The sequence below is a fragment of the Rhodococcus sp. P4_F3_2 genome, from assembly GCF_056401335.1.
Window position 1 is genome coordinate 100,088 of sequence record NZ_JBFUJN010000003.1, and the last position, 26,846, is coordinate 126,933.

Here is a 26,846-nt window from a genome sequence, read left to right on the forward strand (position 1 = left end):
TACATGACCACCACAACGAGTCCCACCTTCGCCCACATCACCCCGAACTGGTTCGCGGCAGCGATGGGAACGGGAATCGTCTCGGTGGCCGCAGCTTCGCTCGAACCGGAGATCGAAGGCTTGAAGCTGGTCTCGGAAATCTTCTGGGTTCTGGCGGTTCTCGTACTGTGCGCCTTGATCGGCGCATTTGCCACCCATTGGTCACAACATCGATGTCAGGCCCTCGCCTACCTGCACAGTCCCGCGATGTTCCCGTTCTACGGAGCCGTCGCCATGGCCCTACTGACCGTGGGATCGGCAACCGGCATCACCGGGCCGGACTTCCTCGGCCACGACGTGGCGATCACCGTCTCGCTGACTCTGTGGATACTCGGCACGGCACTCGGCCTGGTCACCTACGTCGTGATGATGATTCGTCTCGTTCGAGATGCTGGGATGGCGACGGCAATGCCGTTCTGGCTGATGCCCGTCGTACCACCGATGGTCTCGGCCACCACCGGCGCAGCGGTCAGCACCCACATGCCCGAAGGCGCTCCGCGCATCGCGGTACTGATCTTCTGCTACATCCTGTTCGCTCTGGCACTGACCGCCGCTATCGGCATTCTGATAGCCGTCGCGAGGCAGTTCGCACGCAACCGCTCGGCCGGCGTCGACGTGATCCCGTTCAATGCCATTCCCTCGCTGTGGATTCCGTTGGGCGTGATCGGACAGTCGATCGCAGCATCCAACCTGTTGGCCGCCGCCTCACGGCATGCACTCAGTACCGAGCACGCCGACACCCTGCACGAATTCGGAATCGCATACGGAACCGTCGTCGGAATCATCGGCGTCATCGCATTTGTCACCGTCACCACCGTGACCATCCACGCACTGCGCCGCGGCTTGGACTTCTCGCTCGGTTGGTGGAGCTTCACCTTCCCCATCGGAGCATGTGCAGTCGGAGCGAATGCCTTCGGAGTCGCCACCGGTTCGACACTGATTCTGGGAATCGCACTTGCCCTGCTGACCGTGCTGATCCCCATCTGGGCAACCGTCGCGGTGCGGACCGTCCGATCGATCCGCAGTGGAGCTCTTCCCGCGGCTGCATGAATTGGCACCGATGAGTTTTGCCTCGCCGTACGGTCTGTACTCACGTAGACCATTGTCGAGAGCGGGAGTACATGGTGAGTCAGTTATTACGAGTACAGAATTTCAGCGTTTCCAGTGACGGAATAGCCTGCGGTCCGGACCAAAGCTTCGAGAGCCCGTTCGGCCTGGACCACGGTGAAATGTTTGCGTGGGCGGGAGCTACAGCGAGCTGGCCCAATCGCACCGATCCCGGCGGCAGCCGAGGCATCGACGACTATTTCACGCGGGACTTCTCCAACAACATCGGTGCCGAAATCATGGGCCGCAACAAATTCGCACCATACCGCGGCCCTTGGGAGAATCTCGAGTGGCAGGGGTGGTGGGGCGACGAGCCACCGTTCCACACCCCGGTTTTTGTCTTGACCCACCACGTGCGGCCGTCGTTCACGCTATCGGACACGACATTCCACTTCGTCAACGCTGACCCGGCGACGGCCCTCGAGCAGGCACGTGAGGCAGCGCAGGGCAAGGACGTTCGACTCGGCGGCGGGGTCAGCACTATCCGTGAATTCCTCGACGCCGATCTGGTCGACACGATGCACATCGCTGTCTGCCCGATCGAATTCGGATCCGGTCTACGCCTGTGGGAGACACCTGATGAGTTGCGCGACCGCTTCAACCTCGAAATCGTGCCGAGCCCGAGCGGCGTGACGCATCACCTGTTCTGGCGAAAGTGACCGGTGGGGGGCGGCTCCCGAAACGGGAACTGCCCCCATCAGTTGTGTCTTAGGCTCCGGTCTCGACCTGGCGCCCCGACTGGTACCACGCCATTGTTCCACCGGCCACCGAAACGGCATTGATGCCACGGGCCTGCAGATACTCCGCGGCCTGCAGGCTACGGCCACCGACGGCGCAGATGATGTACACCGTTTCCGCGTCCGGAATTTCACCGACGCGAGAGACGAATTCGCTGAGCGGAATGAGCGCCGCACCGGGAACTCGGACCTGAGCGAACTCGTCGGGCTCACGGACGTCGATCAGCGGCTCACCTGCCGCCAATGCCGTGTCCAGTGCATTCAAGTCGACTTCCAACATGTCTTCTGCGTCCTGCCTTCGTGTTCGCTGCTGTCCGAATAGACGGTACCGCGTGATTTCGTGTGGTTGCCTTTACGATCTGACAATGACCAATACTGTTCCCGAAAAGTCGGGTTTTTGGAGTCGACCCACTTTGTGGAAGTTGCTCCTTCTCATCGTTGCCTATTTGGTCTTCTACCTTGCCGCCGGGCAGGTGATCTCGCGTGTTTTCGCCGACCAGATCGACACGGACAACGTGGTCTCGAGTGCCTCGAGCATCATCTTCGGCGTCATGTTGCCCATCGCGATCGGTGCAGTTGCGTTGCTGATCTTCACGGTCAAGGTCGGCTGGCTCAGCAGTATCTTCGGCCCTCAACCGGTACGCGGACGCGGCTGGATGTGGATCGGGCCGATTATCGTCGTTGCCGCCATCGCTGCCCACCTGGCCGGAACCGACTGGAGCGCGTGGTCGGCCGGCGAAATCGTCTCGTTGATCGCCCTCGGTGTATGTGTCGGTCTCGCAGAGGAATTGGTCACCCGAGGTATTGCAGTGAAGATGCTTCGTGATGCCGGCCACCGAGAACGCTTCGTCGCTGTTGTGTCGTCCCTACTGTTCGCACTCATGCACACGGTGAACTTCATCGCGGGAATGGAACTGGCAACAGTCCTTGCCACCGTCGTCTACACCTTCGGATTCGGAATGTGCATGTACTTGACCATGCGCGTGACGGGCACGATCTGGGCCGCAATCGTGTTGCACGGCCTCACCGACCCCACCACCATCCTCTCGACCGGCGGACTCGACACCTCGGTGACGACGGGTGCCAGCGGAGCCACCACGATCGCCACACTGCTCACTGTCGTGCTGGTCGCCTTCGGCGTAGTTGCCATCTTCTTCATCCGCGGCCGGGTCGGCGAAGAACAGCCCACGCGCGTCTCGGCCTGACTGATCGCATGGGTACAAGACATACTTGTACCCATGCCTTCTCGGACCACACATTCGATCGCCGTCGTGACCGCATCATTTGTTCTGGCACTATCGGGTGCCGTCACACACGCCGCTGCGGGGGTTCCGGCCGCTCCCGAAGCCGCGACTACCGAATCCATCGCATCGGAGTCGATCAGCGATCTGTACGCAGCCCAGGGTGCGCACGAGGTGGCTGCCGATTCGGTTCCCGGATACCAATTGTTCTACCCAGCCGACTTGTCCGCTGATGGCAAGCGGCATCCCGTCATCACGTTCGGCAACGGTAGCTACGCGACGTTCGAAGAGTACGAGGCCCTCCTCCGACACTTTGCGTCGTGGGGTTTTGTTGTTGTGGTGGCCGACAGCAGTGTGACCGGCGACGGTACTGAAATCTTGGGTGCCGCTCAGTACCTCGTCGATCAGAACACCAACGCTGAGAGCATTTTTCACCAGAGGATCGATACCGACAACATCGCCTCGGTCGGGCACTCCCAGGGGGCAGGCGGCGCGATCAACGCTGCAACTCAGTCGGCGAATCTGATCACCGCCACTGCGGTGCTCGACCTGCCGGACCCGTGGTGGGCTTCGCGACCTGTCGATGTCATCGACGTGGCGAAGTTGACCGGGCCGACGTTCTTCATGACCGGCGCCGACGATCCGGTCTCCACCGCCGATCCACAAGCTGAGTACTTCGACAAAACCGCAGCACCGGCGGTCCGGGGCAGACTACTTGGCGTCGGCCACAATTGGGCCGCCGACGGCGAAGGATTCCGGGGTTACCTGACCGCGTGGCTGAGGTTCGCCCTCAGCGGCGACCAGACTGCCGGACGTGCGTTTGTCGGCGACTCGGCGGAAATCCTCACCGATCCCCACTGGGACCGGCAAGCGATCAAGGGTTTGTGATGACGATCTTGCCGTAGGCCTGCCCGGATTTCTGCTGCTCGAACGCCTCGGCAAGATTGTCCAGACGGTACGACGAATCGATGACGGGACGAAGCGCGAGGCTCTCCAGCCCTGCAACCATCTCCTCCTGATGTGCACGACTGCCCACCAGAACACCTTCGATGGTGACCTGTTTGGTCAGTAGCGAAGTCAGGTCGATCGACGACGACGGGCCGTTCATGATGCCCAGCGCGCAGATCCGGCCGCCTGGTCGGACTGCCGCCAGAGATTGACCGAGGGTGGACGGCCCGCCCACGTCGAGCACAAGGTCGATCCCGCCGCTGAGCCGCATCGCTTCCGATCCCCAGTCCGGGCGCTCACGGTAGTTGACCACGTGATCGGCACCGAGCTCGGTCAATCGAGCCATCTTGTCGGGAGCCGACGAGGTTGCGATCACCTGAGCTCCAGCAGCTTTGGCAAGCTGGACGGCAAACAGCGCTACCGTGCTGGTCCCGGGAATCAACACCGACGAACCTGGGATGATCGGGACGCCGGCAAACAATGCACGCCACGCGGACAAGCCCGCAGTGGGCAAGGTAGCGGCTTCTTCGTACGTGTAGTTTCGCGGCATCGACGTCACTGCCGATACCGGCACGGTGACGGTGTCACGGGCGAACCCGTCGACGCCGTCACCGGGTGAATTTCCGAATCCGTCGAAATCCGGTGCACCGCTGCGCCAATGCGGCAGATAGGTGCTCATCACACGGTCCCCGACCCCGAACTGTGTGAGGCCGTCGCCGACGGCAACTACCTCACCCGCTGCGTCGGACAACAGAATGCGAGGGCCGTCGGTCGGTATCTCGCCGGTCGCCACGAGGTAGTCGTGGTGGTTGAGCGAATTCGCGCGGATCGCGATCGTCACCTCACCCTCACCTGGCCCTGGCGTCTCGATCGTCCTCGATTCGAGGTTGTTCAACCCTCCAGGCGGAAGTACGTATACAGCGCGGTTGGTCATGGTGTGGATCCTCGCACGATTGACGATTTCGGGTGACGTTCGGAAAGGGTTCCGCTGCTCAGAGGAGAGAAGCGGTGAACCCTCCGTCGAGAACCAGGCTGCTGCCGTTGCACCACGACGACTGGTCGCTCGCAAAGAACACTGCGGCGGCGGCGACTTCCTCGGTCCGGCCGTAGCGGGTTTGCTTCGTGACCATCAGGTCGTCGAAGCCGCCGGACTCGAGGCCGAGTGCGTTCTCGAAATCCTGTTGGTGACTCTTGACCAGGTCTGTGTCGATGAATCCGGGTAGCAGGGCATTGGCTCGGATTCCGTGGAAGCGAAGTTCGGCTGACAGGGTTTCGGTGAGATTGCGAACTGCTGCTTTGGCGGCGGCATAGCTACCGATCAAGGGCGACCCGGTGGTCGACGAGATCGACGAGATGTTCACGATCGAACCGCCTCCGGATGCGACGAGCGCGGGTAGCGAATGACGGACGGTCAAGAACACTCCATCGAGGTTGACCGACATGACTTTCCGCCAGTCCTCGAACGAGGTCTCGATCAGCGGAGTCGTGGTGGCGATGCCGGCGTTGGGTACTACGACGTTCAGTCCGCCGAACTCTTCGACCGCCCTGGCGACGAGATCCTTGACCTGCTGTTCGTCGGTGACATCAGTGGTGACAGCGATAGCTCCGTCGATCGAGTCCGCCACTGCCTGTGCTGCGTCACCGTTGATGTCGGAGACTACGACGCTCGCGCCCTCCGCCCCGAATGCCCGGGCAATGGCGGCGCCGATTCCGGCACCTGCGCCGGTGACAATTGCAACTTTGTTCGCGAGAAGATCGGACATGTCAGCGTTCCCCTTCAGTTCTCGGTCGGGACGTAGAAAAGCAATTCGGGTCCGGTGTCGCCGGTAGTCGCGATGGCCTCGGACATGTCGAGAGTCCCGTCGCCCAAAGCACTTCCCAACGCCTGCGCCGTGCCCGCGAGATCTTCCGTGTCGAGTTGATAGATGCTCAGGTAGCGGCGCGCGGGCAATGCATCCTCGGGCAGCAACTGCACATCCGCCAGGAAGAATCGGGAGGCGGAGACAACTCCAGGCACTCGTTCGACGACCTGCGGAATATGCACGTCGTCGTACCAGCGGTTGAACGCGTCCTCCGAAGACGGATCGGCAGGGTGTACGTGTGCGACGAGAATCGCTGTGCTCATGGAGTTCCTCTTCAACTCGAAGTGCTTTGGATTCAGCATGTTTGGAAGGCGACAATATTCACCAGCGAGGCCACTGGTCGTGGCCGTGCCAGGCGATTCGATGGCCGCTCAAGCGACAACCCTAGGTAGGGATTGTGACCCGCGCCATATGCTCGGAGGTCAGAGTTGAGCTCCACATTTGTCCTCTCGGCACAAAACTCCGAGCAGAATCGGGCATTAGCGAAAGTCTCGCGACTTGGCTGTGACTCGCAGATCCATCAGCTGCATCCGGTCTGCCACGACAGTGACAGCGCCTTCCGCATTTTGCACCTTTCCTCGAATAAGCAACGCCGGCGCCGTATTTGCCAGTTTTCGGTACTTTGCACACAACCCCACCGAACACACGACATTGACCATGCCGGTTTCGTCTTCGAGGTTGATGAACGTGACGCCCGCAGCTGTGGCCGGACGCTGCCGGTGTGTGACCGCTCCCCCTACCAGCACACGGTCGCCGTCCGGGATGTCGAGCAGCCTCGAAGCCGGCACCACGCCGAGCGCGTCGAGCTGTGGGCGAAGAAACTGTGTCGGATACGTGTCGGGAGATACTCCTGTCGCCCAGACATCCGCTGCCGCCAATTCGACGTCGCTCATGCCGGGAAGGGTGGGAGCTGTGACCGACGCACCGATACCGGGCAAGCGGTCCGGACGCTCCCCTGCCGCAGCGCCCGCGGCCCACAGCGCTTCTCTACGCGAGATGCCGAAGCTGGCAAGCGCGCCGGCAGTCGCCAACGATTCAGCTTGCGCGGTAGTCAGTTCCACCCGACCGGTCAGATCGAGAAACGACGTGAACGGTCCACCGAGGTCGCGCTGTTCGACAATTTTCTCGGCGAGCGCATCGCCGATGTTGCGCACTTCCCCCAGTCCCAGCCGAACCTCGAATCCACCTGCCTCGACGGTGGCATGCGCGAGGCTGACATTGATGTCTGCACCGTGTACCTGCACTCCGTGCCGGCGCGCATCGGCGACCAGGGACTGTGGTGAGTAGAAACCCATCGGCTGCGCTCGCAGAAGTCCGGCACAGAACGCGGCGGGGTGATGAAGCTTGAACCACGAGGAGTAGAAGACCAGTGCGGCAAAACTCTGTGAATGACTTTCCGGAAAACCGAAATTAGCGAATGCGTACAGCTTTTCGTAGATTCGGTCGGCAACCTCGTCGCCGATGCCATGTAGGTCTCGCATGCCCTGGTACAGCCTCGCTCGCAGTTGCTCCATCTTCTCGGTGGAACGTTTCGATCCCATTGCCCGACGCAATTGATCGGCCTCGGACGGCGTGAAACCCGCAACGTCAACGGCCATCTGCATCAACTGTTCCTGAAACAACGGAACCCCCAATGTGCGTTCGAGTGCCTTCTCGAGCGACGGATGGTCATAGGACACAGGTTCGAGTTTGTTGCGCCGGCGGATGTACGGATGGACTGATCCGCCTTGAATCGGCCCGGGACGGATGAGCGCGACTTCGACCACCAGGTCGTAGAAATTTCGAGGCTTCAGACGCGGCAGTGTCGCCATCTGCGCACGTGATTCCACTTGGAACACCCCTACCGAATCTGCCCGCTGCAACATCTCGTACACCGCTGTTTCCGACAGATCGAGATGCGCCAAATCGACTGTGATGCCTTTGTGTTCGGCCACCAGATCCATCATGTAATGCAAAGCCGAGAGCATGCCGAGCCCGAGTAGATCGAACTTGACCAACCCAGCGGCAGCACAATCGTCCTTGTCCCACTGCAGGACACTGCGATTGGCCATCCGCGCCCACTCCACCGGGCAAACGTCGGCGATGGGACGATCACAGATGACCATTCCGCCGGAGTGGATACCGAGGTGCCGTGGATAGCCTTCGATCTGCGCCGCCAGTTCGAGTACCGGACGCGGAATATCGGTATCCGCATTCTTGTCGATACCACCCCACCGGCCGACCTGCTTACTCCACGCATCTTGCTGGCCCTGCGAAAAGCCAAGCGCGCGGGCCATGTCCCGCACCGACGACTTTCCTCGATAGGTGATGACATTGGCTACCTGCGCGGCATACGTACGCCCGTATTTCGCGTACACGTGCTGGATCGCCTCTTCCCGGCGATCCGACTCGATGTCCACGTCGATATCCGGTGGGCCGTCGCGCTCGGGCGCAAGAAACCGCTCGAACAGCAATTTGTTGCGAACCGGATCGACGTTGGTGATGCCGATCGCGTAACACACCGCAGAGTTCGCAGCGGAACCCCTTCCCTGACAGAGGATGTCGTTGTTCTTGCAGAACGACACGATGTCATGCACGACCAGGAAGTATCCGGGAAAGTTCAATCCCTCGATGATGGCAAGTTCATGTTCGAGCTGTTTGTATGCCTTCGGTGCACCTTCCGGGGGTCCGTAGCGTTCCAGCGCCCCGACCATGGTCAGCTCACGCAACCACGACGCCTCGGTATGCCCGGCAGGAACGTCGAACGGTGGCAATTTGGGCGCGATGAGCTTGAGATCGAAAGCGCACTCACGACCAAGATCGGCGGCACCACTGACAGCCTCGGGATAGAGCGAGAACAGCGTCGCCATCTCCGCGCCGGACCGCAGGTGTGCTCCGCCGGTCGGAGCCAACCATCCAGCTGCCTCATCCAAGCTTTGACGCGCCCGCACAGCTGCCATTGCCATGGCGAGGCGTCGACGCGGAGGAGCGGCGAAGTGTGCGGCGGTGGTCGCCACCGTACGTAGTCCACGTTCTCTCGCCAGTTCTGCAAGAACGGCATTGCGCTCGTCGTCCTCCGCCAACCCATGATGAGTGAGCTCCACCGACACTCGCTCCGCCCCGAAACGCTCGACCAGATCCTGCAAGGCCTCCGCCGCGGCTTCGCGACCACCCGACGTCAAGGCTTGCCGCACATGACCTTTGCGGCACCCGGTCAGGATCTGCCAGTGCCCACCGGCGGCTTCGGTCAGCGCGTCGTAGTTGTACTGCAGTTTGCCCTTCTCACCGCCCGCCAGATGTGCGGCGGCTATCTCCCGCGAAAGACGGCGATATCCTTCCTGCCCACGGGCAAGTACCAGAAGATGCGTTCCACCGGGATCTGCCGTCCCAGTTCTGGGTACCGAATCGAGCGACAACTCAGCCCCGAACACGGTCCGCATTCCCCATTCACGCGCAGCCTCCGCAAACCTCACCACGCCGTAGAACCCGTCGTGATCGGTGACGGCAATCGCCTCGAGCCCGAGACGCACAGCTTCCTCGACCAGCTCTTCCGGCGGTGATGCGCCGTCGAGGAAGCTGAAGGCCGAGTGAGCGTGCAGTTCTGCGTAAGGAACCACGCCGGTGCCACGAGTGAGTTCGCCTGCGTGATACTCGCCGCGCTTTCGTGACCAGGCGGGACTGTCACTTCCGTCGCCCGGGAACAAATCCTCGTGTTCCACGCGGCCTGGCCGTCCGGACAGCACCCGTTCCATCTCGGACCACGTCGGCGGCCCATTTCCCCAACCCACACTGACCTCGCACCTGATCGAGCCGGCCGTCACGGGACGACCGACTACTCGAGGATGCCGAAAGGGAAGACGCACCACATGCATCGAACTGATGTTCGATGCAGATTCAGTCTGACAGGTCACTCACCCGCAGTCAACAGAGCGAATCTCAACCCTCACCGTCTCGTCACATTCAGATGTACGCATGTCTGCACTCCGTTCACTTTGGCCCCAGATCATTAGCGGCGTTCATAATCTCCATCCATACTGTTTCCAGGAGTACTACTCGTATGTCGTTCTCGCGCAACACACGTAGGTTGACGGCCGTCGCCGGCGCCGTCGCCGTTCTGGCCGCCGCCGGCTGCAGCAGCAGTGCCGACGAGGCAACAGGTTCGAACGGCACGACCGTCGATCGCGCCGCGACCGGCGAACTGTCCTCGAACGGTGGTGCTCGCCGCATCGACGGTGATCAGTCGGCCGCAGTGCGTGACGCCGTCAACGCGTCCGGCGCGAAGAACGTCATCCTCCTGATCGGGGACGGCATGGGCGACTCGGAGATCACCGCCGCGCGCAACTACGCCGAGGGTGCTGCTGGCAGCTTCGCCGGCCTCGACGCCCTGCCGATCACCGGCCAGTACACGCACTACGCACTGACCAAGGACGGCAAGCCCGACTACGTCACCGACTCCGCTGCCAGTGGATCGGCATGGTCCACCGGCACCAAGACCTACAACGGCGCGATTTCCGTCGACATCAAGGGGCAGGCCCAGTCGACCGTCCTCGAGATCGCCAAGGCGAACGGCAAGGCCACCGGCAACGTCTCCACCGCCGAGGTGCAGGACGCCACCCCCGCAGTGCAGGTCGCGCACGTGAGCGGCCGCAAGTGCTACGGACCCGAGGCGACGTCCAAGTCCTGCCCGGAGAACGCCATCGAGAACGGCGGCAAGGGATCGATCAGCGAACAGCTCCTCGACACCCGCGCCGACGTCACCTTTGCCGGCGGCGCCAAGTCCTTCGCTGAAACCGCGAAAGCCGGTGACTGGCAGGGCAAGACCCTCAACGAGCAAGCTGCCGCTCGTGGCTACCAGCTGGTGAAGAATGCCGCCGAGATGAACGAGGTCGGCAAGGCCGATCAGGACGCACCCGTGCTCGGACTGTTCGCCGACGGCAACATGCCCGTCCGCTGGGAAGGCTCTGTCGCCACCCGCGACGGTTACCTGCAGCCCGCCGAGACCTGCATCGACAACCCCAAGCGAACCTCCGACGTACCGAAGCTCGCGGACATGACGCAGAAGGCAATCGACCTACTGAAGGTCAACGACAACGGATTCTTCCTCCAAGTCGAAGGTGCCTCGATCGACAAGCAAGATCACGCAGCCAACGCGTGCGGTCAGATCGGTGAAACCGTCGACCTCGACGAAGCTGTGCAGAAGGCACTCGAATTTGCGAAGACCGACGGAGAAACCCTGGTCATCGTCACAGCCGACCACGCTCACACCAGCCAGATCGTCACCAACGTCAGCGCAGACGACATCGCCACCATCGCCAAGGACCAGAACATCCCGGTCGAGCGCGCCCAGGAAATCGTCTACCCCGGTCTGACCCGCAAGCTGACCACGAAGGACGGCTCGGAGATGACGATCAGCTACGGAACGTCCGAAGATCCGGCCGTCGAATCCGAAGGGCATACCGGAACTCAGTTGCGCGTAGCAGCTTTCGGCCCGCACGCGGCCAATGTCAGCGGCCTCACGGACCAGACCGATCTGTTCTTCACGATGACCGACGCGCTGGGACTCGACCGTTCCAAGGTCGCAGCTCACTGACCTGACCAAACCCGACCCGGTAAAAGCCTGGGTCCAGTCACACCAGAGTAGCCAAGGCGCGCACCCGATCTTCGGGTGCGCGCTTCGGGCAACTGGTGCACTTGCCTTCACCGGGCACCTCGTAGATCAGGCAGCACGATGCCCGCTGCGTGAATCTGCGTCGCCCTGATGCCACCGGTGTCAACGGATTAGAAACGCGCACAACACTTTCATTGCGGTCGACATCGACGAAACGCGGGACGGGAATGCCCGGGTTCTCACCGCGGAGAACATCGATCAGACCAGCAGCAAATGCACTTCCGCGCTCCCTCGCGCTACCGGCGGCGTCGAGGCTGCGATTGGCGATGGAGTCCGTCGCGATCGCCCACAGCGCCTGCTGCCGAACGCCGGACACCTCGGCGAGTACCTCGATCACGGGACTGAGTGAGCGGAGCATCGCGTGGCCCAACTCCGCCACACTCTGCGAGATCGGAATGACCGATCCGGCAGCAAACCCGCCCAGATAGCCGTTGTCACGCAAGAAGATCCGCCCACCGTTCAACGATGGATCGGCCGCGAACCCGGTGACCATACCGGTTCCGATCGGAATGCCAGTCAGCGTGGAACTGGCCGAGTACCACCACAATGTGCCGTTCACTCGGCTGTCCGCACTCCCCCATCGCTCGGCCGTATCGGCGACACGTGCTGCCAACCACTGGGGGTCGGTCATCAACACCGCGGGCACCGTATCCGGATACGCGCTCAGGTTGTCGAAGAACGGCACCGCTAATGCCATACGGGCGTAGATCCCGGCTACCGATTCCGTCATGCCAGCCCCAATATCTCCATCCGCGGACGTACTCCGCGTTCGACTCGCGCCTTGATGCCGAAAACCTCGGCCAACAACGGCTCGTCCAACACCTCGACCGTAGACCCACACGCGCGGAGTTCACCTTCGGTGAGCACGGCAAGGTTGTCGCAGTACTCGACTGCCAACCGTAGATCGTGCATCGTGACCACAACCGCGAGCCCCGCCGACGCAAGTTCGGCGAGCAATTCCATCACGATCAACTGGTGACGAAGATCGAGATGATTGGTCGGCTCGTCCAACAACAGAACCTTGGGCTCCTGAGCCAATGCGCGCGCTATCGAGACACGTTGCCGCTCACCACCCGACAGGGTGGACACGTCGCGTCCGGCAAGCTCGACCAAACCAACCTGCTCGATGCACCGGTCCACGATGGCGGTATCTCGCTCAGTGCTTCGGTCCAACCAGCTACGGTGCGGAGTTCGTCCGAGCGCGATCGATTCACGAACCGAAAGTCCTGCCGAGACAGTAGGTTCCTGGACGCTCGCCGAGATGGTTTTGGCGATGTCCTTACGCGAGAGCGTAGTCGAGTCGGCTTGATCGATCAGAACTGCGCCACCTGTCGGAGTCAAAGCGTTGTAGCAGCAGCGCAGCGCCGTCGTCTTGCCACTGCCGTTGGGTCCGACCAAGCCCAATATTTCACCGGACGTCACCGCGAAAGTGATGCCGCGCAGGACTTCGCGGTTGCCAAGCCGCGCCCGGGTCTCGACGAGTTCGAGCAGAGGCGCAGCTTCGGCGTCCTTCGGGAGTGTCTCTGTTCTGGCCTGTGTCACTGTTCTGGTCTGCGTCACTGTTCGAGCCTCCGATACTGCCGGTAGAGCATCCAGACGAAGATCGGTGCACCCACGAGGGCGGTGATCACTCCGACCGGAACTTCGGTGGATTGTGCCACCGAGCGCGCAGCGGTATCCGCGGCAACCATCGCGACGGCGCCCAGAAGGGCTGCAGCAGGGAGCAGTCGAATTGCTCTGGTGCCGACGATGAAACCGGCCAGATGTGGGATCAGGAGGCCGATGAATCCGATTCCACCGGCAACGCTGACTGCCGCGCCCGCCAGTACGGAGACCGCAAGCAAGGACAACACTCGGAACCGTCGGACGTTCATACCGAGTGCTGCAGCCCCGTCGTCACCGGTCTGCAAGACGTCCATCCACCGCGAACTGAACAGAAGGGCCGTGCCGACGACGACCAGTGCGATCGTCGGGAAGATCAGCGTCGACCATCGCGCATCACCGAATCCGCCGGCAATCCAGTGCATCACCGACGTCACGTGCCGATCATCGGCCAACACCAGGATGCAAAAGGTGATGAGCGCCGAGAATATCTGGGCGAGCGCTACACCCACCAAAATGATCGCGGTCGGCTGCGGATACCGGCCGCCGATCAGCAGTGCGAGAAACAACGGGATCATCGCCCCGACGAATGCTGCGACCGGAATCGTGAAAACCCCGAGGAGGCCGGCGCCGAAACCCAGCACCGACACGAGCACCACCATGAATCCCGCACCCGACGAAACTCCGAGCAGATACGGGTCGGCAAGAGGATTCCGTGTGACAGCCTGAGCAACAGCACCCGACATCGCCAAGGAAGCACCCACGACCGCAGCCGTGAGTGCACGTGGCAGGCGGGAGTCGATCACGATCGACTCCCGCGCCGCGGTCCACCACGTTTCGAAAGTCCCTGGCGCCAAACGGGCTCCGACTATCGCCCAGACGTCACCGACGGGAATGCGAACCGATCCCAAGGAGACGGCCAACCCCAGGACGATCGCCAAGGCGACCGCCAAGCCGACAAGTAGGGCGCCGTACCCGTAACGCGTGCGGGTCACTTCGCCGCGTCAGCGCCCGGATGGAAGGCCGTCGCGATGGTCTGTGCCGAACGCACCAACCGTGAACTCTCGAACAGGTCCGCGAGAGGAACCACGACGAACCGGTTCTGCTGCATAGCAGGGGTGGTCGCCATCAACGGCTGGGCACGGAGGAAGTCGATCTTCTGGTCGGCCGTCTTGTCGCCGTAGTCGATGACCACGATCGCCTGGGGTGCACGCTCGGCAACAGCTTCCCACGATGCGTCGATGTAGGGCTTTGTCCCTTCGGCGAAGATGTTCGAGACACCGGAGTATTCCGCGACCAATTGACCGACGCCGACTCCGCCGATAGTCGTCGGAACCTGGTCACCACTGTCGTAGAAGAAGGTCGGTACCGGCGCCGCGTCCCCGACCGAAGCGCGGACGGTATCGAGACCATCGCTGATCTCCTCTGCGACCTCGCGGGCGGAATCTTCAACGCCCAGGACTCGACCGAGTTGCGTGTAGTCGTTCTCGAGCAATCCGATGTCGGGGAAACCGGTGCCACAGTATTCGGAGAACAAGAAGGTGTTGATTCCGCGCTCGCCGAAGGCGTCTCGGGAACGGCCCTGCTTCTCGTTGAAGGCACTGGTCATTCCTCCGACCACGAAGTCCGGGTCGACGTCGAGAACCTGCTCCATGCTGGGGAACGTATCGGAGAGGCTGGGAATCTTGTTGAATACATCGGCGGTCTCGGCAGTTGGCGGGTTGTCGCTGTACGCCCGACCGACGATCCGGTCACCCGCACCGATTTCGATGAGCGCCTCGGTGACATGCCCGTTCAAAGACACGATGCGCTGCGGCGGCGAGTCGAAGGTCATCTCTCGATCGCAGTTGGTCACGGACACAGGCTGTGCGAAGGATTCCGCAGCAGACGCGGACTCTGATTCCTGGCCTTTGGAACAACCTGCCGAAACCAAGGCGACCGCGATGAGAACAGCGGCGGCGCGGGACGGGGAGAACTGAAGTGACACGGGGACCTCGTAAGGGCTCTGAGCCACGAATGAGAATCCGACAGACAACTCCGCCCGCACACTGATACTCGGCCAGAGCTCCTGCTGGACTTCCTTTTCGTAGACCACGACGAATGGATGTCGCACACCGCGCGGTGGGTAATCGGGCTTGCCGACGCTCGGTGACTACCGAGAATCGACCTACCGTTGCGGGTCAGCGCCGGATTCGGACCGGCTTCCCCCACACGCGTGGCTTGCAAGTGCTTCGAGCAGTATGCATGACGTTTCCGATTCAAGACCAAACGCCCACTACAGTCGATCTGGCCAGACGCCCCCACACACCGGAGTTGATACATGACACGCTGGGCCCAAACCGTCGTCGCCCGGAAATGGTGGGTACTGAGCCTCGCGGTTCTGATAGTTCTCATCAGTGGGGTGTGGGGACTCGGAGTGTTCGGCAAGCTCAGCCAGGGCGGCTTCATCGATCCGGGCAGCGACTCCGCGAAGGTTGCGGACATCATCGAAGACAATCTCGGGCCGCAGACCCCGGACATCATCGCGATCTACTCACCCACCGACGGCAAGACCCTCGACGACATCGGGCCGGCAGTAACGGCCGCCGTCGACCAGTTCAAAACGGAAGTGCCGACCGCGTCGGTGAAGTCGTATTGGGGAACGGACGCCGCGGCCAAGGCCAGTCTGCTCTCGAACGACGGATCCATGGCGGCCGTTGCGATCACGTTGGCACCGGACTCGGGCGTCACACCGGCCACTTTCGCCGATCTCTTGCCGAAGCTCGAAGTTGAAGGTGCCGAGGCACAATTCGCGGGTAATACCGTTGTCGGCGTCGCGTTCAACACCAAGCTGGAGAAAGACCTGGTGGTCGCCGAAGCCATCGCCATTCCGATCACTCTGGTGCTGCTGGTCTTCATCTTCGGCGGCGTCGTCGCTGCGGCGGTTCCGGTGTTCGTGGGTGTACTCAGTGTCTTGAGCGCCTTGGCGGTTCTGCGAATCCTCACGCTGATCACCGATGTGTCCTCGTTCTCGATCAACGTTGCTTCTCTTCTCGGGTTGGGACTTGCAATCGACTACGGACTGTTCGTGGTCGGTCGGTTCCGTGAAGAACTGAATTCGGGCTCGGACCCGGGAGCGGCTGCGCAGCGGACAGTTCTGACCGCGGGTCGCACCGTCATGTTCTCGGGTCTGCTGCTGATCTGCGCGTTCAGCGGCATGCTCGTTTTCCCGCAGGCCGTCATCCGGTCTTTGGGTTTCGGTGCGATCGCAGCAGTACTGAGCGCGGCAGTTCTGTCGCTGACCGCTGTGCCTGCGCTGCTTGCCATTCTGGGGCATCGCATCAACGCCCTGACGTGGCGCAAGGATGCGGCGCAACGCGGGGAGGAACGCTCGCGCAAGTTCTGGGGCCGCGTCGTCACGTGGGTGATGAAGCGTCCGGTCGCGGTCTCGGTGACGATCGTGGCCGTGCTGCTCGTGATGGCCTCGCCGCTGCTCGGTGCCCGTTTGGGAGAACTCTCGTACACCGCACTCCCGGACAACGACCCTGCTCGCGTCGCAATGGACACGTTGGTCAAAGACTTCCCGCAGACCGGCAACGGCGCGACGATGATCCTTCAGGCCGAGGACGGGAACACTCTCACCCCGGCCGAAGGTGCAGCGATCGCCGAGTCCGCCGGTCAGGTCGAGGGCATCGGTCAGGCGACCGTCGTCGCGAGCACCAATCAACTCATCGCGGTTCAGGCTCTCTACAGCGAGGGCTCTACATCCCAATCACAGAGCACCGCAGTGACAGATCTGCGTGCGATCTCCGCTCCTGACGGAACAGTGCTGCTTGTCGGTGGCGGTCAAGCCATGGTCGACGACGGCAACAACGCCGTCCTGCACTGGTTGCCGGTGATGATCCTCATCATGGTCGGATCGACCTTGATCCTGTTGTTTCTCGCGTTCGGTTCGGTGGTCCTGCCCATCAAGGCGGTACTGATGGCCGCGCTGAGCCTCGCGACCACCTTCGGTGTCCTCACCTTCGTCTTCCAGGACGGTCACGGCGTCGAACTCCTCGGGGTCAGTCAAACTCCGCTGGAGGCGACGTTCGTCGTGCTCATCCTGGCGGTGGTGTTCGGATTGTCCACGGACTACGAGGTTTTCCTGATGTCCCGGATGGTCGAGGCCAAGAACGCGGGAGCGACGACGGAGGAAGCAGTCAAGTTCGGAACCGAACGCACCGGCCGAATCGTGACGGCCGCCGCCCTACTCCTGATCGTGGTGACGGGGGCATTCGCGATGTCCGGGTTGTCGGTGATGAAGTTCCTGGGCGTCGGCATGATCGTCGCGCTGATCGTCGACGCGACCATCATCCGCATGTTGCTCGTGCCCTCGCTCGTGAAGTTGATGGGCGAAGCGAACTGGTGGGCTCCGGCCTGGATGAAAAAAGTTCACGCGAAGGTCGGCATCGGCCACTGATTTCGGGCCACTGATCACGCACTAGTGGATTTCCCTGATCGGGCAGTCGTCCTCGAGGATGACTGCCCGATCGCCTAAATCGCTCCGCAGGGCGATGTTCTCCGAAGCTGATTTCGTCAGACTTGGAGCATGACAATTTTCGAATGGATCCTTGCAATCCCCGCTCTTGCACTTGCCGTCGCGTTCCTGTTTTCCGGAATCATCACTGCGGGCATCGACTTCGACACCGAGGATGGCGTCATGACGCATTGATGTCCGGTTCCCTCTAGCCGTCGATCTTACTTTGGAGTAAGTTACCGACCATGGCCACATACATCGTCACTGGCGGCACCGGGTTCCTCGGACGAGCTGTACTACCGCTCCTGCTCGAGCATGATGAAACTGCTCAGATCCACGTGCTGGTCAGAGCGGGTTCTGTCGCAAAACTCGAAGCACAGGTGTCGGCAATTCCCGGCGGCGATCGAGTGCATCCGCTCGTTGGCGATCTGACCGAGCCCGAGCTGGGCATCGACTCTCCCCCGCCGGCCGACCACGTCCTTCACCTCGGCGCGATCTACGACATCACGGCCGGAGACGAGCAGGCTTCGACGAATGTCGAGGGCACACGCTCCGTGGTCGAACTTGCTGCGAAACTGGGAGCCACCCTTCATCACGTGTCATCGGTCGCAGTCGCAGGCGACTATCCGGGCACGTTCAGCGAGACCGATTTCGATTGCGGCCAAGGCTTTCCGACGCCGTACCACCGAACCAAGTTCGAGGCCGAGAAGCTCGTTCGAGAACGAGAAGGCCTCACCTGGCGTGTTTATCGGCCGTCTGCCGTGGTCGGCAACTCCGTCACCGGAGAGATGGACAAGATCGACGGACCGTATTACTTGTTCCCAGGTCTGGCGCTACTCGCGAAACTACCTGCAGCACTACCTGTCCCGATCCCCAACCTCGGGGCAACCAACGTGGTGCCGGTCGATTATGTGGCCGCTGCCCTCGTCGAGTTGATGCATGTGCCCGGCCGTGACGGCGAAGCATTCCATCTCGTCAATCCGAAACCTCAACCGGTACGCGAAATCTATGCCGGCCTCGCCAAGGCCGCCGGAGCACCGCGGCCCGCGCTCAGCCTGCCGGGCGTGATCGCCAAACCCTTTGTCTCGCCATTGCCGATGGACTCGGCAGAATCGGCACGAAAAGTCTTCCTCGATCGCATCGGCATGCCTGCGGCGTTGCTCGACAACATGACGATGGCGCCGACCTTCACCTCCGAGAGAACCGTTGCCGCCCTCGCCGGATCAGGCCTGACGGTCCCCGAGTTCGGCTCCTACTCGACGGTCTTGTGGAAGTACTGGCGCGCAAACCTCGATCCCAATCGCGCACGTCGCAACCATCCCGAAGGACCACTTGTCGGTCGGATAGTCCTGATCACCGGCGGCTCGTCCGGAATCGGCAAGGCCTCTGCCATCGCCGCCGCCCAGAAAGGCGCCACAGTTCTCCTGATCGCACGCCGCACCGACGAACTCGATGCCGCGGTACAGGAGATTCGATCAACCGGAGGCAAAGCGTTCGGTTATCCCTGCGACATCACCGACGACGAGTCGGTCCAGCACACGATCAAAAGCATTCTGACAGAACATGATCACGTGGACATGTTGGTGAACAACGCCGGCCGATCCATTCGGCGCGGCATTTACCATTCCACGGATCGTTTCCACGACTACGAACGAACGATGGCCGTGAACTACTTCGGCGCTGTGCGATTGGTGCTCGCATTGTTGCCCACCATGCGTTCTCGCCGCTTCGGTCACATCGTGAACATCAGCAGCGCGGGAGTCCAGGCGGCAACCCCTAGATTCTCGGCCTACGTGGCGAGCAAGGCCGCCCTCGACGGTTTCTCCGACGTAGCTGCCTCCGAAACCCTGGCGGACGGAATCACTTTCACGACCATCCACATGCCGCTGGTCGAAACGCCGATGATCGCTCCGACCGGCGAATACAACAACGGCCCGATCACCAGCCCGGAAAAGGCTGCGGCAATGGTGATCCGCGCGCTGATCGAACGCCCCAAGCGCATCGACGTGCCACTGGGCACTCTGGGTGATCTGGGAACCTTGTTCGCACCGCACACCAAGGACCGGATTCTCAACCAGATGTACCAGGCCTTCCCTGACTCCCCGGCGGCAAAGGGGCAGGTAGACAAAGAAACTCCGTCAGACGTTTCGGCAACACCGTCGCGTCAGCGCCATTCACGCTCGCGCATCCGCAAACTCGGCCGACGCGCCGCCCGACTCGTGCCCGGAACGCACTGGTGACCGGTGGTGTGACTTCGCCTCGTAGCGTGTTGGCCACCGCAAGGGATCTGCAGTGTTAGTCATCAGAATCTATCCTGACCATGGTCATCCCAGTTCGCTATGGCCTTCGAGGGGACTGGTAATCATTCAGTCGGATCAGCCCTTTGTTCTCCCGAGCCAAATGGGGATCGACGACGAACTCGGAGAGAAGATACTGGCGTGGACTGATCGCTTCCAAAAGTTCTTTGTGACTGAGATCGACGGCTTCGCGATGCGACCGCGGTGGCGTCCAGGGATCAATATTTTCGACTGGTACGACGAGGGCTATCGGATCGTGGGCGAACTTCGGGCGCAGTTTCCGGACGTGCACGTCAAGCCTGAATTTGCCCAGTACGTCTTTTCGGTCAACGCGCGTCGGGAAAGCATGGGGCTTGCGCCGGTCAGCCTTCCGAACGAACCCAAGGCCGGGCACATAAGCATCACTGAACTCCTGCACCCCAAGGGTCCGGAATAGTTGGCGCTGCTTGAGCAACCAGACGCAGCCCGGAGCCAAGTGCAGTAGGTCAGCCACGGACAGCACCTGGTCGCACAACGCTTCTGGCCGAAATACCCTTGGCTACGGCGATGTCGAGTAGGTCGGATCCAGGTGGGCCGCCACATTCCGTGCGGGTGTACGGCGATGGTCAGACGATCAAACGCTGTGCCCTATCCAGCGCTCGTACTCGTCGGCTGGTGCCAGCTTCGGAAAGAACTCACGGCGCAGGTCGGCAATGAGTTGCACATAGTTGTGCCCATCGGCAATTGCCGCAGTCCGCAGTCCGTTGAAAGCGGCCGACAATGGTTCTTCCATGTTGGCATCGACCAACGCGCGGTGGGCGACGAGAGCAATCGTCGCGTGTTTCTCTCCGGTGTCGTCTGTGGTCCACATTTCGATGCGCGATTCCGCCAGAAAAGTGTCCCAAACATTCGCACCGGTCCTACTGTCGAACGGGTACGGCAGTGGATCGCCGTTGTCCAACGCGTCGAGACCGGCCCGGATCCATTCGATCTCGACGATTCCGGCGATCGTGTACGCCCGGCGCGCTGACCATGCCGCGATTCGCCGCAGCTTTGGCCCTCGGCAACGAACCATCGCATCAACAAGCATCCTGTCGTGGCCCGCAAACTCTTTGGCATATGGCTGGCCTCGCAGTTTGTCGGTGGGTGGGCGTCCTCCCCATCGGATTGCCTCCTCTTTGGCCCACGTCGCCATCTGCTCGTAGCCGTACTTCAGGTAGAGGGTCGCATCTCCTGCCGGATCAGGATCCCAGAAGTTGCGAACCTTGTGAGTGACAATCTCCTGGTCCCAAGCGGCATCGGTTTTGTGAAGTCTTCGCATGGCAGCGGGATAGGTAGCCTTCCACACCTGCAGCAAGTAGGACTCCACGGGTTCTGTCACTGTGAGATCCCAGTTGCTGTCGCGGCCAAGGCCAGAAACACGGAATGTGTGCAGTCCCTTGCCGATTGACACTCGCGTGAAGTCCGACGAGAGCACTCCATCCATGGTGACAACCCGGACAGGTTTGCTGATTTTGATCGTCGCTTCCTCTATTACCTCCCACACCGCAGATGGATCGAGTTCGATTGGTACGTAGTCCAATACCTCGACGGTTAACGCGACCGGCCCATACGCGATACCGGTCAGGATCGTGACAAAATTTGGGCCTACTTCCATTGCACTGCCCGTTTCCAACGGTTCGTAGGTTTCGGCGTCCCTCGATCCGACAACGAACTGATGGTGATCGACAACAGCAACCCCGGACTGTTTCATATCTGGGAACCTATCGCAAAAGTTCGCGACGCGATTTGTGCGCAGTGCCGTGCACCTTGATGACCGGCGTGATGCGATATCCGGACGAGTTTGACGCGAGAACAGCTTCGCGCGTCAGTTCCCTGCCACTACACATTCTTCCGATCGTGTTATCGATTAGCTGACGACCCTGCGGATCTCACTCTCGGAGGCATTGGCGCCCGTACAGACGACGGCAACACGCTTACCCGCGAAGGTGTTCGGATGTGCGTGGACCGCAGCAAGTGCGGCCGCACCGGCGCCCTCACTCAAAGTGTGTGCGTCGAAAAGGAGAGCCCGCTGCGCGAGGGTGATGTCATCGTCCGTGACGAGCAAGAAACCACCTAGCCGTTCTCGCATGACGCGTTGAGTCAATGCGAATCCGGCCCCGGTCGCGAGCCCTTCGACACGAGTGGCGTTCGGGCGCTCGACACAGGTGCCGGAAGTCCACGAGTCGTGCGCCGCTCGTGCGGCCTCCGACTGCACCGCGAACACCTCCAGGTGCGGTGCAAGCGCACTGGCGACGAGGCAAGCGGCCGCCGCACCACTGCCACCACCGACGGGGACGACCACTGCGTCCAGATCTGGCTGCTGCTCGACGAGTTCGACGTACGCCGTAGCAACACCGGCGAGGATTGCCGGCTCATTGGCGGCGCTGACGAGACGCAGGCCGTCACGTTCGCTGATGAACTCTGCGTGAGCGCGTGCCTCGTCGAAGTTTGCGCCGTGCTCGATGAGCTCGGCCCCAAGCATGCGGACAGCGTGAGCCTTGACCGGATTCGCCCCAGCCGGCATCACAATTACGCACCGCACGCCCGCATCCGCTGCGGCATACGCCAGGGACTGAGCATGATTTCCCGTCGAGTAGCCGATGATGCCTCGGGCCCGCGTCGGCTCATCGAGTCCAGCCACCAGGTTCAGTCCACCACGAACCTTGAACGCACCTGTGGGTTGCACGTTCTCATGTTTGACGAACAACTGGCTGCACGAGCCCGCTCCCAAGGTCGGGTGCGATATCAGGGGCGTGACCGGTAGGTGGCGTCGGACAACCTGACTTGCACGCTGAATGTCCGCCCATGTGGGTGGTTGTAGCCCGGTTGTTGCCGCGAGATCAGGTGCCTGTGCCATGTGGATCACCCTGTCAAACACCGATTCATAGGTCTAATACATGTTTTCGTCGAAAGCATCGAAATTCTCTATGATTTCGTCATGCTCGATCTAATTAGGCTGAGGGTCTTGGTCGCTGTCGCGCAGGAAGGATCGGTGACAGCCGCCGCCGATTCGCTCGGTTACGCGCAGCCCTCCATCAGTCACCACCTTCGACAGCTCGAATCGGAAGTCGGAGTTCCGCTGTTCCAGCGAGCCGGTCGTGGGCTACGTCTGACGGATGCCGGTGCGGTACTGGTTCGGCGCGCCACGGAAATTCTCGGTCACGTCGACGCTGCCGTAGCCGAAGTCGAAACGTACGCGGGACTGAGGGCGGGGCGGGTACGACTTGCCGCATTCCCGTCAGCCCTGGCGAGTTTGATTCCGCAGGCGATGGCAGCGTTCACGTCCCAGTACCCCGACGTGTCCATCAGCCTCGTTGATGCAGAACCACCCAAAGCACTTGCAATGCTTCGTAACAACGACGTCGACGTAGCTGTCGTTTTCGCACACGCGGATACCCCGGATGTGGGGCTGAAGCACGTCACCCTAACGACGTTGCTGGACGATCCGTTGTACCTGATCACCTCTGCGCGGAATGCAGATGCCGCCAACGAGATCACGGACTACGCCGGTGAGACCTGGATTGCAGGCTGTCCGAGCTGCCGCGCCCACCTTCTCACCGCCTGCAATCGAGCTGGGTTCGTTCCACGGATCGAGTTCGAGACCGACGACTACGTCGCGGTCCAAGCGCTGGTCGCCTCCGGAAGCGGAGTCAGCACCCTTCCCGCCCTCGCTCTCCATGCACATCAGAACCCGGGTATCCGCGCACACCGCATTCGCGGCGAGCGACGCACTGTCTCCGTCGCAACCTTCGGGAAACCTCCGCTCGCTCCTGCCATCGACGCGTTCGTCAGCACCCTGGCGGCGACATCCGACTCCGTGCGTGAGCGGTTCGAATTGGATGGGCACCTGTAGGCGATGAGATCACGGCTGCACCGCACTACCCAGTCAGTGATGGCCTGCCGACAACCGCGACGATCAGCGCGGCAAGTTCACCTTTGGCGCCCTCGGGCGAGAGCACTCCGACGACCGCCGCGTGCGAGAGGGCCTCTGCAGCACCGAATATCGCAGTCATCGATGATTGTCCAAGCCCGTCGGCACTGAAAGGAGCCAGCACCTCGCGACAACGCTCTGAATAGGCGCGTTCCGACTCGCGCTTGACCTGCTCCAGCTCGGGCGAGCCCTCCAGCGCTGCAAGCACTCCCGTCAGTTCACGCCCCTGTGCCAGTGAACATCCGACATAGGAGTCGGCGATGGCATTCGCCCGCCCGTTCACAGACTCCTCCGCAGCTTCGAGGTATTCCCCGAGCATCACCGTCTGACGATCGTCGAATTCCTTGAAGAGGGCCGCCAACAGCGCAGCGCGGGAGGCGAAATGGCTGTAGACGACCGGCTTTGCAACGCCGGCACGTTCAGCCAACCGGCCGAGGGTCAGCGCATCCGCGCCCTCCTCTCGCACCAGTGCCCACGACACCTCCACGAGTTGTTCGTACCTGTCGGCTCGCGACAGTCTCGTTCGTGCCATCGGACACCTCCTTGCGCTATATACCAATAGTAACCTACTCTTAGTACATAAGCGCACCATCTACCGAAGGAACGCTCATGACCACACTCGTCGTAGTCTCCCACTCCGATCCACAGTCACTTACCCAGCATGTCGCCCGTTCTTCCGCCGACGCGATCCGCGACCTGGGCGGCGATGTCGACATCGCGGACCTACATGCCGAGAATTTCGATCCCCGATTCTCCAAAGCCGATGTGAACCTGTTCCGCGGCAAGGGGACTCCCCCGGCCGACGTTGTAGCCGAGCAGGACCGAATCGATCGAGCAGACGATCTGATTCTCGTGTTTCCGATGTACTGGTGGTCGATGCCCGCACTACTCAAAGGTTGGATCGATCGAGTCTTCGTCAGCGGATGGGCGTACGAGTTCACCCCGGGAAGCGAATTCGTGAAGAAACTGGACCGACTCACGGTCCACCTGATCCCTGTCGCGGGTGACGACGCGGAAAGTTTCGAACGCCACGGTGTGTACGAGGCCTTCCAGACACAGATCGAGCGCGGCATCATCGAATACTGCGGTGCCACACTGGGATCGACAACATTCGTTCACGAGTCGGACACGAAGCGCCGCGATACCCTCGCCGCAGAAATCCAAGACCTCAGCGAAAGCATCGCTGCCCGTGTCGCCTACCCTGCGACCGTGGCTTCCCGTTGACGGTCAGACATCGGTCAACTGACGCTTGACCGGCCCGTGACTGCCCAGTAGCGAAGCGTATCCCCCGTGTGACCGAGGTTGCGCGACAACTGATCAGCTGGGCGCACGCTGTCGAGTAGACCACCACACCCTTCGATTGCCTTACGTGAACCCGCGTTCGTTTCGTCGCAGGTAATCAGGACGCGACTGAGCCCCACCGGGTCGCCTGCATACGTGAGCACCTCCCGCAGAGCAGCCGACGCTAAACCTTTCCGGCGTTCCGACGGCCTGACCCCATAGCCGATGTGACCACCGACATCGGCCAAGAACTCATTCAAGCTGTGCCGCAACTGGATAGCGCCGAGGTACCTGCCGTCTCGAACGATCCACCAGTTGGTTGCCGGGACAATGTCGGGCCCCGGCACTGCCTCTGGCTGCGCCAACAACTCCTGCACCCACTGCCCGAATCCATCCCGGGAGGCAAGATCGAGATCTAGACGTTGCGCAACTCCCAGTGCCGAACCGGACTGGTCCGCCTGCGGTCCGCCCCACTCGTCACGCGACTCCAACCAGGACGCCCACAAGGCCTCGTCAGGTGCAACCAGATCGACAGTCATAGCTGCGATGCTACTTCGCACCTGCAACGGTGCCGCTATTCCCCCGAACCGCCGCTGCCTAAGTCCCGAATCCGCTTGTCACGCCAGCAGACTGTGGATCTGATGGAGTCCGTATCCTCAGCGCCACCTGCCGGCCCATGTGATCGCATTCATCGAAACTGATCGTATGGAACCGACGAGGGAATCACAGTTCTCGAATCGACGTGACGACAACTGGCCTGACCGGTTTGGGCGCCGCGCCGCAACTCGGTGGACGCGGCGCGAGTTCGGAGACCGCCGTCTCGACCATCCACCGCCGTCCGTCCACCTGTGCGACGACGCATGTCCCGTCACTGGCCTGCTCGATGACAGCCAAATCGTCGATTCCGCAGCTGATTTGTTGTCGTACAGCAACTTCCGAAGCCTGCCCCGCAGGAAACCAGCAACTCCGTCCACGCAGGCCTGGCAAATGGACCTGATCTCGGGAAGCCACCTCCACGGCCGTGACACTCTCACCAGCGGACAGACGGCCGTACGTATTGCCGCTCGGCAGCAGGATCATCGACGGCGCAAATCGGTGCCCGCCAGTATGCGAACACTCCCACACCTGGGGTCCGAAGGACGACATCAGCGCTGCGGCAATCGGCCTGCCGAACACAGCGCAGCATTGGTCACGCTTACCGTGCGCACAAACCAAGACGACTGGCTCGTCCACCGAGTCGCCCAATCCTGGTGGAGGGCCGTCGAGTAGCGCGAAATCGATGTCGAGCAGATCAGCCGGTGAATCGATGCGCAACCGTTCGCACCACGAGTCGCTCGGATCGGAGCGCGCGAGCAAGACCGTGTGCCCATCAGTCAGCGGATCGGTGCGGCCTGGTCGCCGAATGAACATGATTCGTACGTCGGCAGCATCAGCTCGCCGACTCAGCTCGGCGGCAAGCTCCTCCCCCAAGGCCGTACCGTCCAGCACGTCACGGCCCCAAGCGGCATTGAATTCGAGGCATACCCAACCCCGCACGACGGCAGCGCTGCCTGGCAACGGTTCGTCAACAGCAGACAGCGCGGAACAGGTCTCGGCTTCGATCACGAGCCCTATTGTGTCAGCCACGTTGAAAGT

The 26,846-nt window shown here is 61.6% G+C and carries 25 protein-coding genes and 1 riboswitch; of the genes, 11 read left to right on the plus strand and 14 right to left on the minus strand.

Annotation, left to right across the window (positions count from 1 at the left end):
- The first annotated feature begins 3 nt into the window (after positions 1–3).
- Complete coding sequence (locus tag AC1DWA_RS04480) at positions 4–1,089, plus strand: TDT family transporter (RefSeq protein WP_044480105.1); 1,086 nt, start codon at positions 4–6, stop codon at positions 1,087–1,089.
- 74 nt (positions 1,090–1,163) lie between these two features.
- Positions 1,164–1,805, plus strand: a complete 642-nt coding sequence (locus AC1DWA_RS04485; RefSeq protein ID WP_029254966.1) for a dihydrofolate reductase family protein — start codon at positions 1,164–1,166, stop codon at positions 1,803–1,805.
- A gap of 49 nt (positions 1,806–1,854) precedes the next feature.
- Here the strand turns inward: AC1DWA_RS04485 and AC1DWA_RS04490 are convergent, their stop codons facing one another.
- Positions 1,855–2,163, minus strand: a complete 309-nt coding sequence (locus AC1DWA_RS04490; RefSeq protein ID WP_019747641.1) for a rhodanese-like domain-containing protein — start codon at positions 2,161–2,163, stop codon at positions 1,855–1,857.
- Between the two features lie 85 nt (positions 2,164–2,248).
- Between AC1DWA_RS04490 and AC1DWA_RS04495 the strand changes: the two genes are divergently transcribed.
- Positions 2,249–3,088: a CPBP family intramembrane glutamic endopeptidase gene (locus AC1DWA_RS04495; RefSeq protein ID WP_031330946.1), complete on the plus strand. Its 840-nt coding sequence runs from the start codon at positions 2,249–2,251 to the stop codon at positions 3,086–3,088.
- Between the two features lie 33 nt (positions 3,089–3,121).
- The gene (locus tag AC1DWA_RS04500; protein WP_099697303.1) at positions 3,122–4,012 is read left to right on the plus strand and encodes a poly(ethylene terephthalate) hydrolase family protein; all 891 of its coding nucleotides are present in this window, start codon (positions 3,122–3,124) and stop codon (positions 4,010–4,012) included.
- On the opposite strand, the gene AC1DWA_RS04505 is transcribed toward AC1DWA_RS04500, so the two are convergent.
- From AC1DWA_RS04505 to AC1DWA_RS04520, 4 genes are all read right to left on the minus strand, one after another.
- Positions 3,999–5,006, minus strand: a complete 1,008-nt coding sequence (locus tag AC1DWA_RS04505) for a zinc-dependent alcohol dehydrogenase family protein (protein WP_477846093.1) — start codon at positions 5,004–5,006, stop codon at positions 3,999–4,001. The genes AC1DWA_RS04500 and AC1DWA_RS04505 overlap by 14 nt on opposite strands.
- 58 nt (positions 5,007–5,064) lie before the next feature.
- A complete protein-coding gene (locus AC1DWA_RS04510) occupies positions 5,065–5,835 on the minus strand; it encodes a glucose 1-dehydrogenase (protein WP_020906972.1) in 771 nt (256 codons plus the stop codon).
- Between the two features lie 14 nt (positions 5,836–5,849).
- Complete coding sequence (locus AC1DWA_RS04515) at positions 5,850–6,197, minus strand: hypothetical protein (RefSeq protein ID WP_007727425.1); 348 nt, start codon at positions 6,195–6,197, stop codon at positions 5,850–5,852.
- 216 nt (positions 6,198–6,413) lie between these two features.
- Positions 6,414–9,701, minus strand: a complete 3,288-nt coding sequence (locus tag AC1DWA_RS04520; protein ID WP_477846094.1) for an error-prone DNA polymerase — start codon at positions 9,699–9,701, stop codon at positions 6,414–6,416.
- A gap of 269 nt (positions 9,702–9,970) precedes the next feature.
- On the opposite strand from AC1DWA_RS04520, the gene phoA reads away from it, so the two are divergent.
- A complete protein-coding gene (phoA, locus tag AC1DWA_RS04525) occupies positions 9,971–11,503 on the plus strand; it encodes an alkaline phosphatase (RefSeq protein ID WP_021343627.1) in 1,533 nt (510 codons plus the stop codon).
- Between the two features lie 37 nt (positions 11,504–11,540).
- Here the strand turns inward: phoA and AC1DWA_RS04530 are convergent, their stop codons facing one another.
- Genes AC1DWA_RS04530 through AC1DWA_RS04545 form a run of 4 tightly spaced genes read right to left on the minus strand, consistent with a single transcriptional unit; the run spans position 11,541 to position 15,170 of the window.
- Positions 11,541–12,311, minus strand: coding sequence for a (2Fe-2S)-binding protein (locus AC1DWA_RS04530; protein ID WP_092763779.1), 771 nt, complete (start codon positions 12,309–12,311; stop codon positions 11,541–11,543).
- A complete protein-coding gene (locus AC1DWA_RS04535; protein WP_020969107.1) occupies positions 12,308–13,141 on the minus strand; it encodes an ABC transporter ATP-binding protein in 834 nt (277 codons plus the stop codon). Before AC1DWA_RS04535 ends, AC1DWA_RS04530 begins: the two co-directional genes overlap by 4 nt.
- Positions 13,138–14,178 carry a FecCD family ABC transporter permease gene (locus tag AC1DWA_RS04540; protein ID WP_029254959.1) on the minus strand — a complete coding sequence of 347 codons (1,041 nt, stop codon included), beginning with the start codon at positions 14,176–14,178 and terminating at the stop codon, positions 13,138–13,140. The genes AC1DWA_RS04535 and AC1DWA_RS04540 overlap by 4 nt, the downstream gene beginning before the upstream one ends.
- Entirely contained in the window at positions 14,175–15,170 is a 996-nt protein-coding gene (locus AC1DWA_RS04545) for an ABC transporter substrate-binding protein (protein WP_477846119.1), read from the minus strand. Before AC1DWA_RS04545 ends, AC1DWA_RS04540 begins: the two co-directional genes overlap by 4 nt.
- Positions 15,171–15,286: 116 nt before the next feature.
- Positions 15,287–15,434, minus strand: a riboswitch (cobalamin riboswitch).
- 69 nt (positions 15,435–15,503) lie between these two features.
- On the opposite strand from AC1DWA_RS04545, the gene AC1DWA_RS04550 reads away from it, so the two are divergent.
- The 4 genes from AC1DWA_RS04550 to AC1DWA_RS04565 all read left to right on the plus strand — a co-directional run bounded on the left by AC1DWA_RS04550 (position 15,504) and on the right by AC1DWA_RS04565 (position 20,414).
- Positions 15,504–17,624, plus strand: a complete 2,121-nt coding sequence (locus AC1DWA_RS04550; protein ID WP_264614166.1) for an MMPL family transporter — start codon at positions 15,504–15,506, stop codon at positions 17,622–17,624.
- Positions 17,625–17,753: 129 nt separating this feature from the next.
- Positions 17,754–17,876 carry a hypothetical protein gene (locus tag AC1DWA_RS04555; protein ID WP_019747629.1) on the plus strand — a complete coding sequence of 41 codons (123 nt, stop codon included), beginning with the start codon at positions 17,754–17,756 and terminating at the stop codon, positions 17,874–17,876.
- A 50-nt stretch (positions 17,877–17,926) separates the two neighbouring features.
- On the plus strand, positions 17,927–19,921 hold the full coding sequence (locus AC1DWA_RS04560) for an SDR family oxidoreductase (RefSeq protein WP_172933418.1): 1,995 nt from the start codon (positions 17,927–17,929) through the stop codon (positions 19,919–19,921).
- A 226-nt stretch (positions 19,922–20,147) separates the two neighbouring features.
- Complete coding sequence (locus AC1DWA_RS04565) at positions 20,148–20,414, plus strand: hypothetical protein (protein WP_477846095.1); 267 nt, start codon at positions 20,148–20,150, stop codon at positions 20,412–20,414.
- A 177-nt stretch (positions 20,415–20,591) separates the two neighbouring features.
- On the opposite strand, the gene AC1DWA_RS04570 is transcribed toward AC1DWA_RS04565, so the two are convergent.
- Positions 20,592–21,710 (minus strand): transposase, encoded by a 1,119-nt coding sequence (locus tag AC1DWA_RS04570; protein ID WP_472796135.1) that lies wholly within the window; start codon positions 21,708–21,710, stop codon positions 20,592–20,594.
- A 156-nt stretch (positions 21,711–21,866) separates the two neighbouring features.
- A complete protein-coding gene (locus AC1DWA_RS04575; RefSeq protein WP_264614162.1) occupies positions 21,867–22,856 on the minus strand; it encodes a threonine ammonia-lyase in 990 nt (329 codons plus the stop codon).
- An 81-nt stretch (positions 22,857–22,937) separates the two neighbouring features.
- Here AC1DWA_RS04575 and AC1DWA_RS04580 point away from each other — a divergent pair, with 81 nt between their 5' ends.
- The gene (locus tag AC1DWA_RS04580) at positions 22,938–23,852 is read left to right on the plus strand and encodes a LysR family transcriptional regulator (protein WP_020906961.1); all 915 of its coding nucleotides are present in this window, start codon (positions 22,938–22,940) and stop codon (positions 23,850–23,852) included.
- 25 nt (positions 23,853–23,877) lie between these two features.
- Here AC1DWA_RS04580 and AC1DWA_RS04585 read toward each other — a convergent pair whose 3' ends face one another.
- Positions 23,878–24,462 (minus strand): TetR/AcrR family transcriptional regulator, encoded by a 585-nt coding sequence (locus AC1DWA_RS04585; RefSeq protein WP_019747623.1) that lies wholly within the window; start codon positions 24,460–24,462, stop codon positions 23,878–23,880.
- Between the two features lie 77 nt (positions 24,463–24,539).
- On the opposite strand from AC1DWA_RS04585, the gene AC1DWA_RS04590 reads away from it, so the two are divergent.
- Positions 24,540–25,154, plus strand: a complete 615-nt coding sequence (locus tag AC1DWA_RS04590; protein WP_259118932.1) for an NAD(P)H-dependent oxidoreductase — start codon at positions 24,540–24,542, stop codon at positions 25,152–25,154.
- Between the two features lie 14 nt (positions 25,155–25,168).
- On the opposite strand, the gene AC1DWA_RS04595 is transcribed toward AC1DWA_RS04590, so the two are convergent.
- Both AC1DWA_RS04595 and AC1DWA_RS04600 read right to left on the minus strand, forming a co-directional pair.
- The gene (locus AC1DWA_RS04595) at positions 25,169–25,750 is read right to left on the minus strand and encodes a GNAT family N-acetyltransferase (RefSeq protein ID WP_477846096.1); all 582 of its coding nucleotides are present in this window, start codon (positions 25,748–25,750) and stop codon (positions 25,169–25,171) included.
- Positions 25,751–25,934: 184 nt separating this feature from the next.
- Positions 25,935–26,837: a sucrase ferredoxin gene (locus AC1DWA_RS04600; protein WP_370627635.1), complete on the minus strand. Its 903-nt coding sequence runs from the start codon at positions 26,835–26,837 to the stop codon at positions 25,935–25,937.
- Positions 26,838–26,846 lie beyond the last annotated feature (9 nt).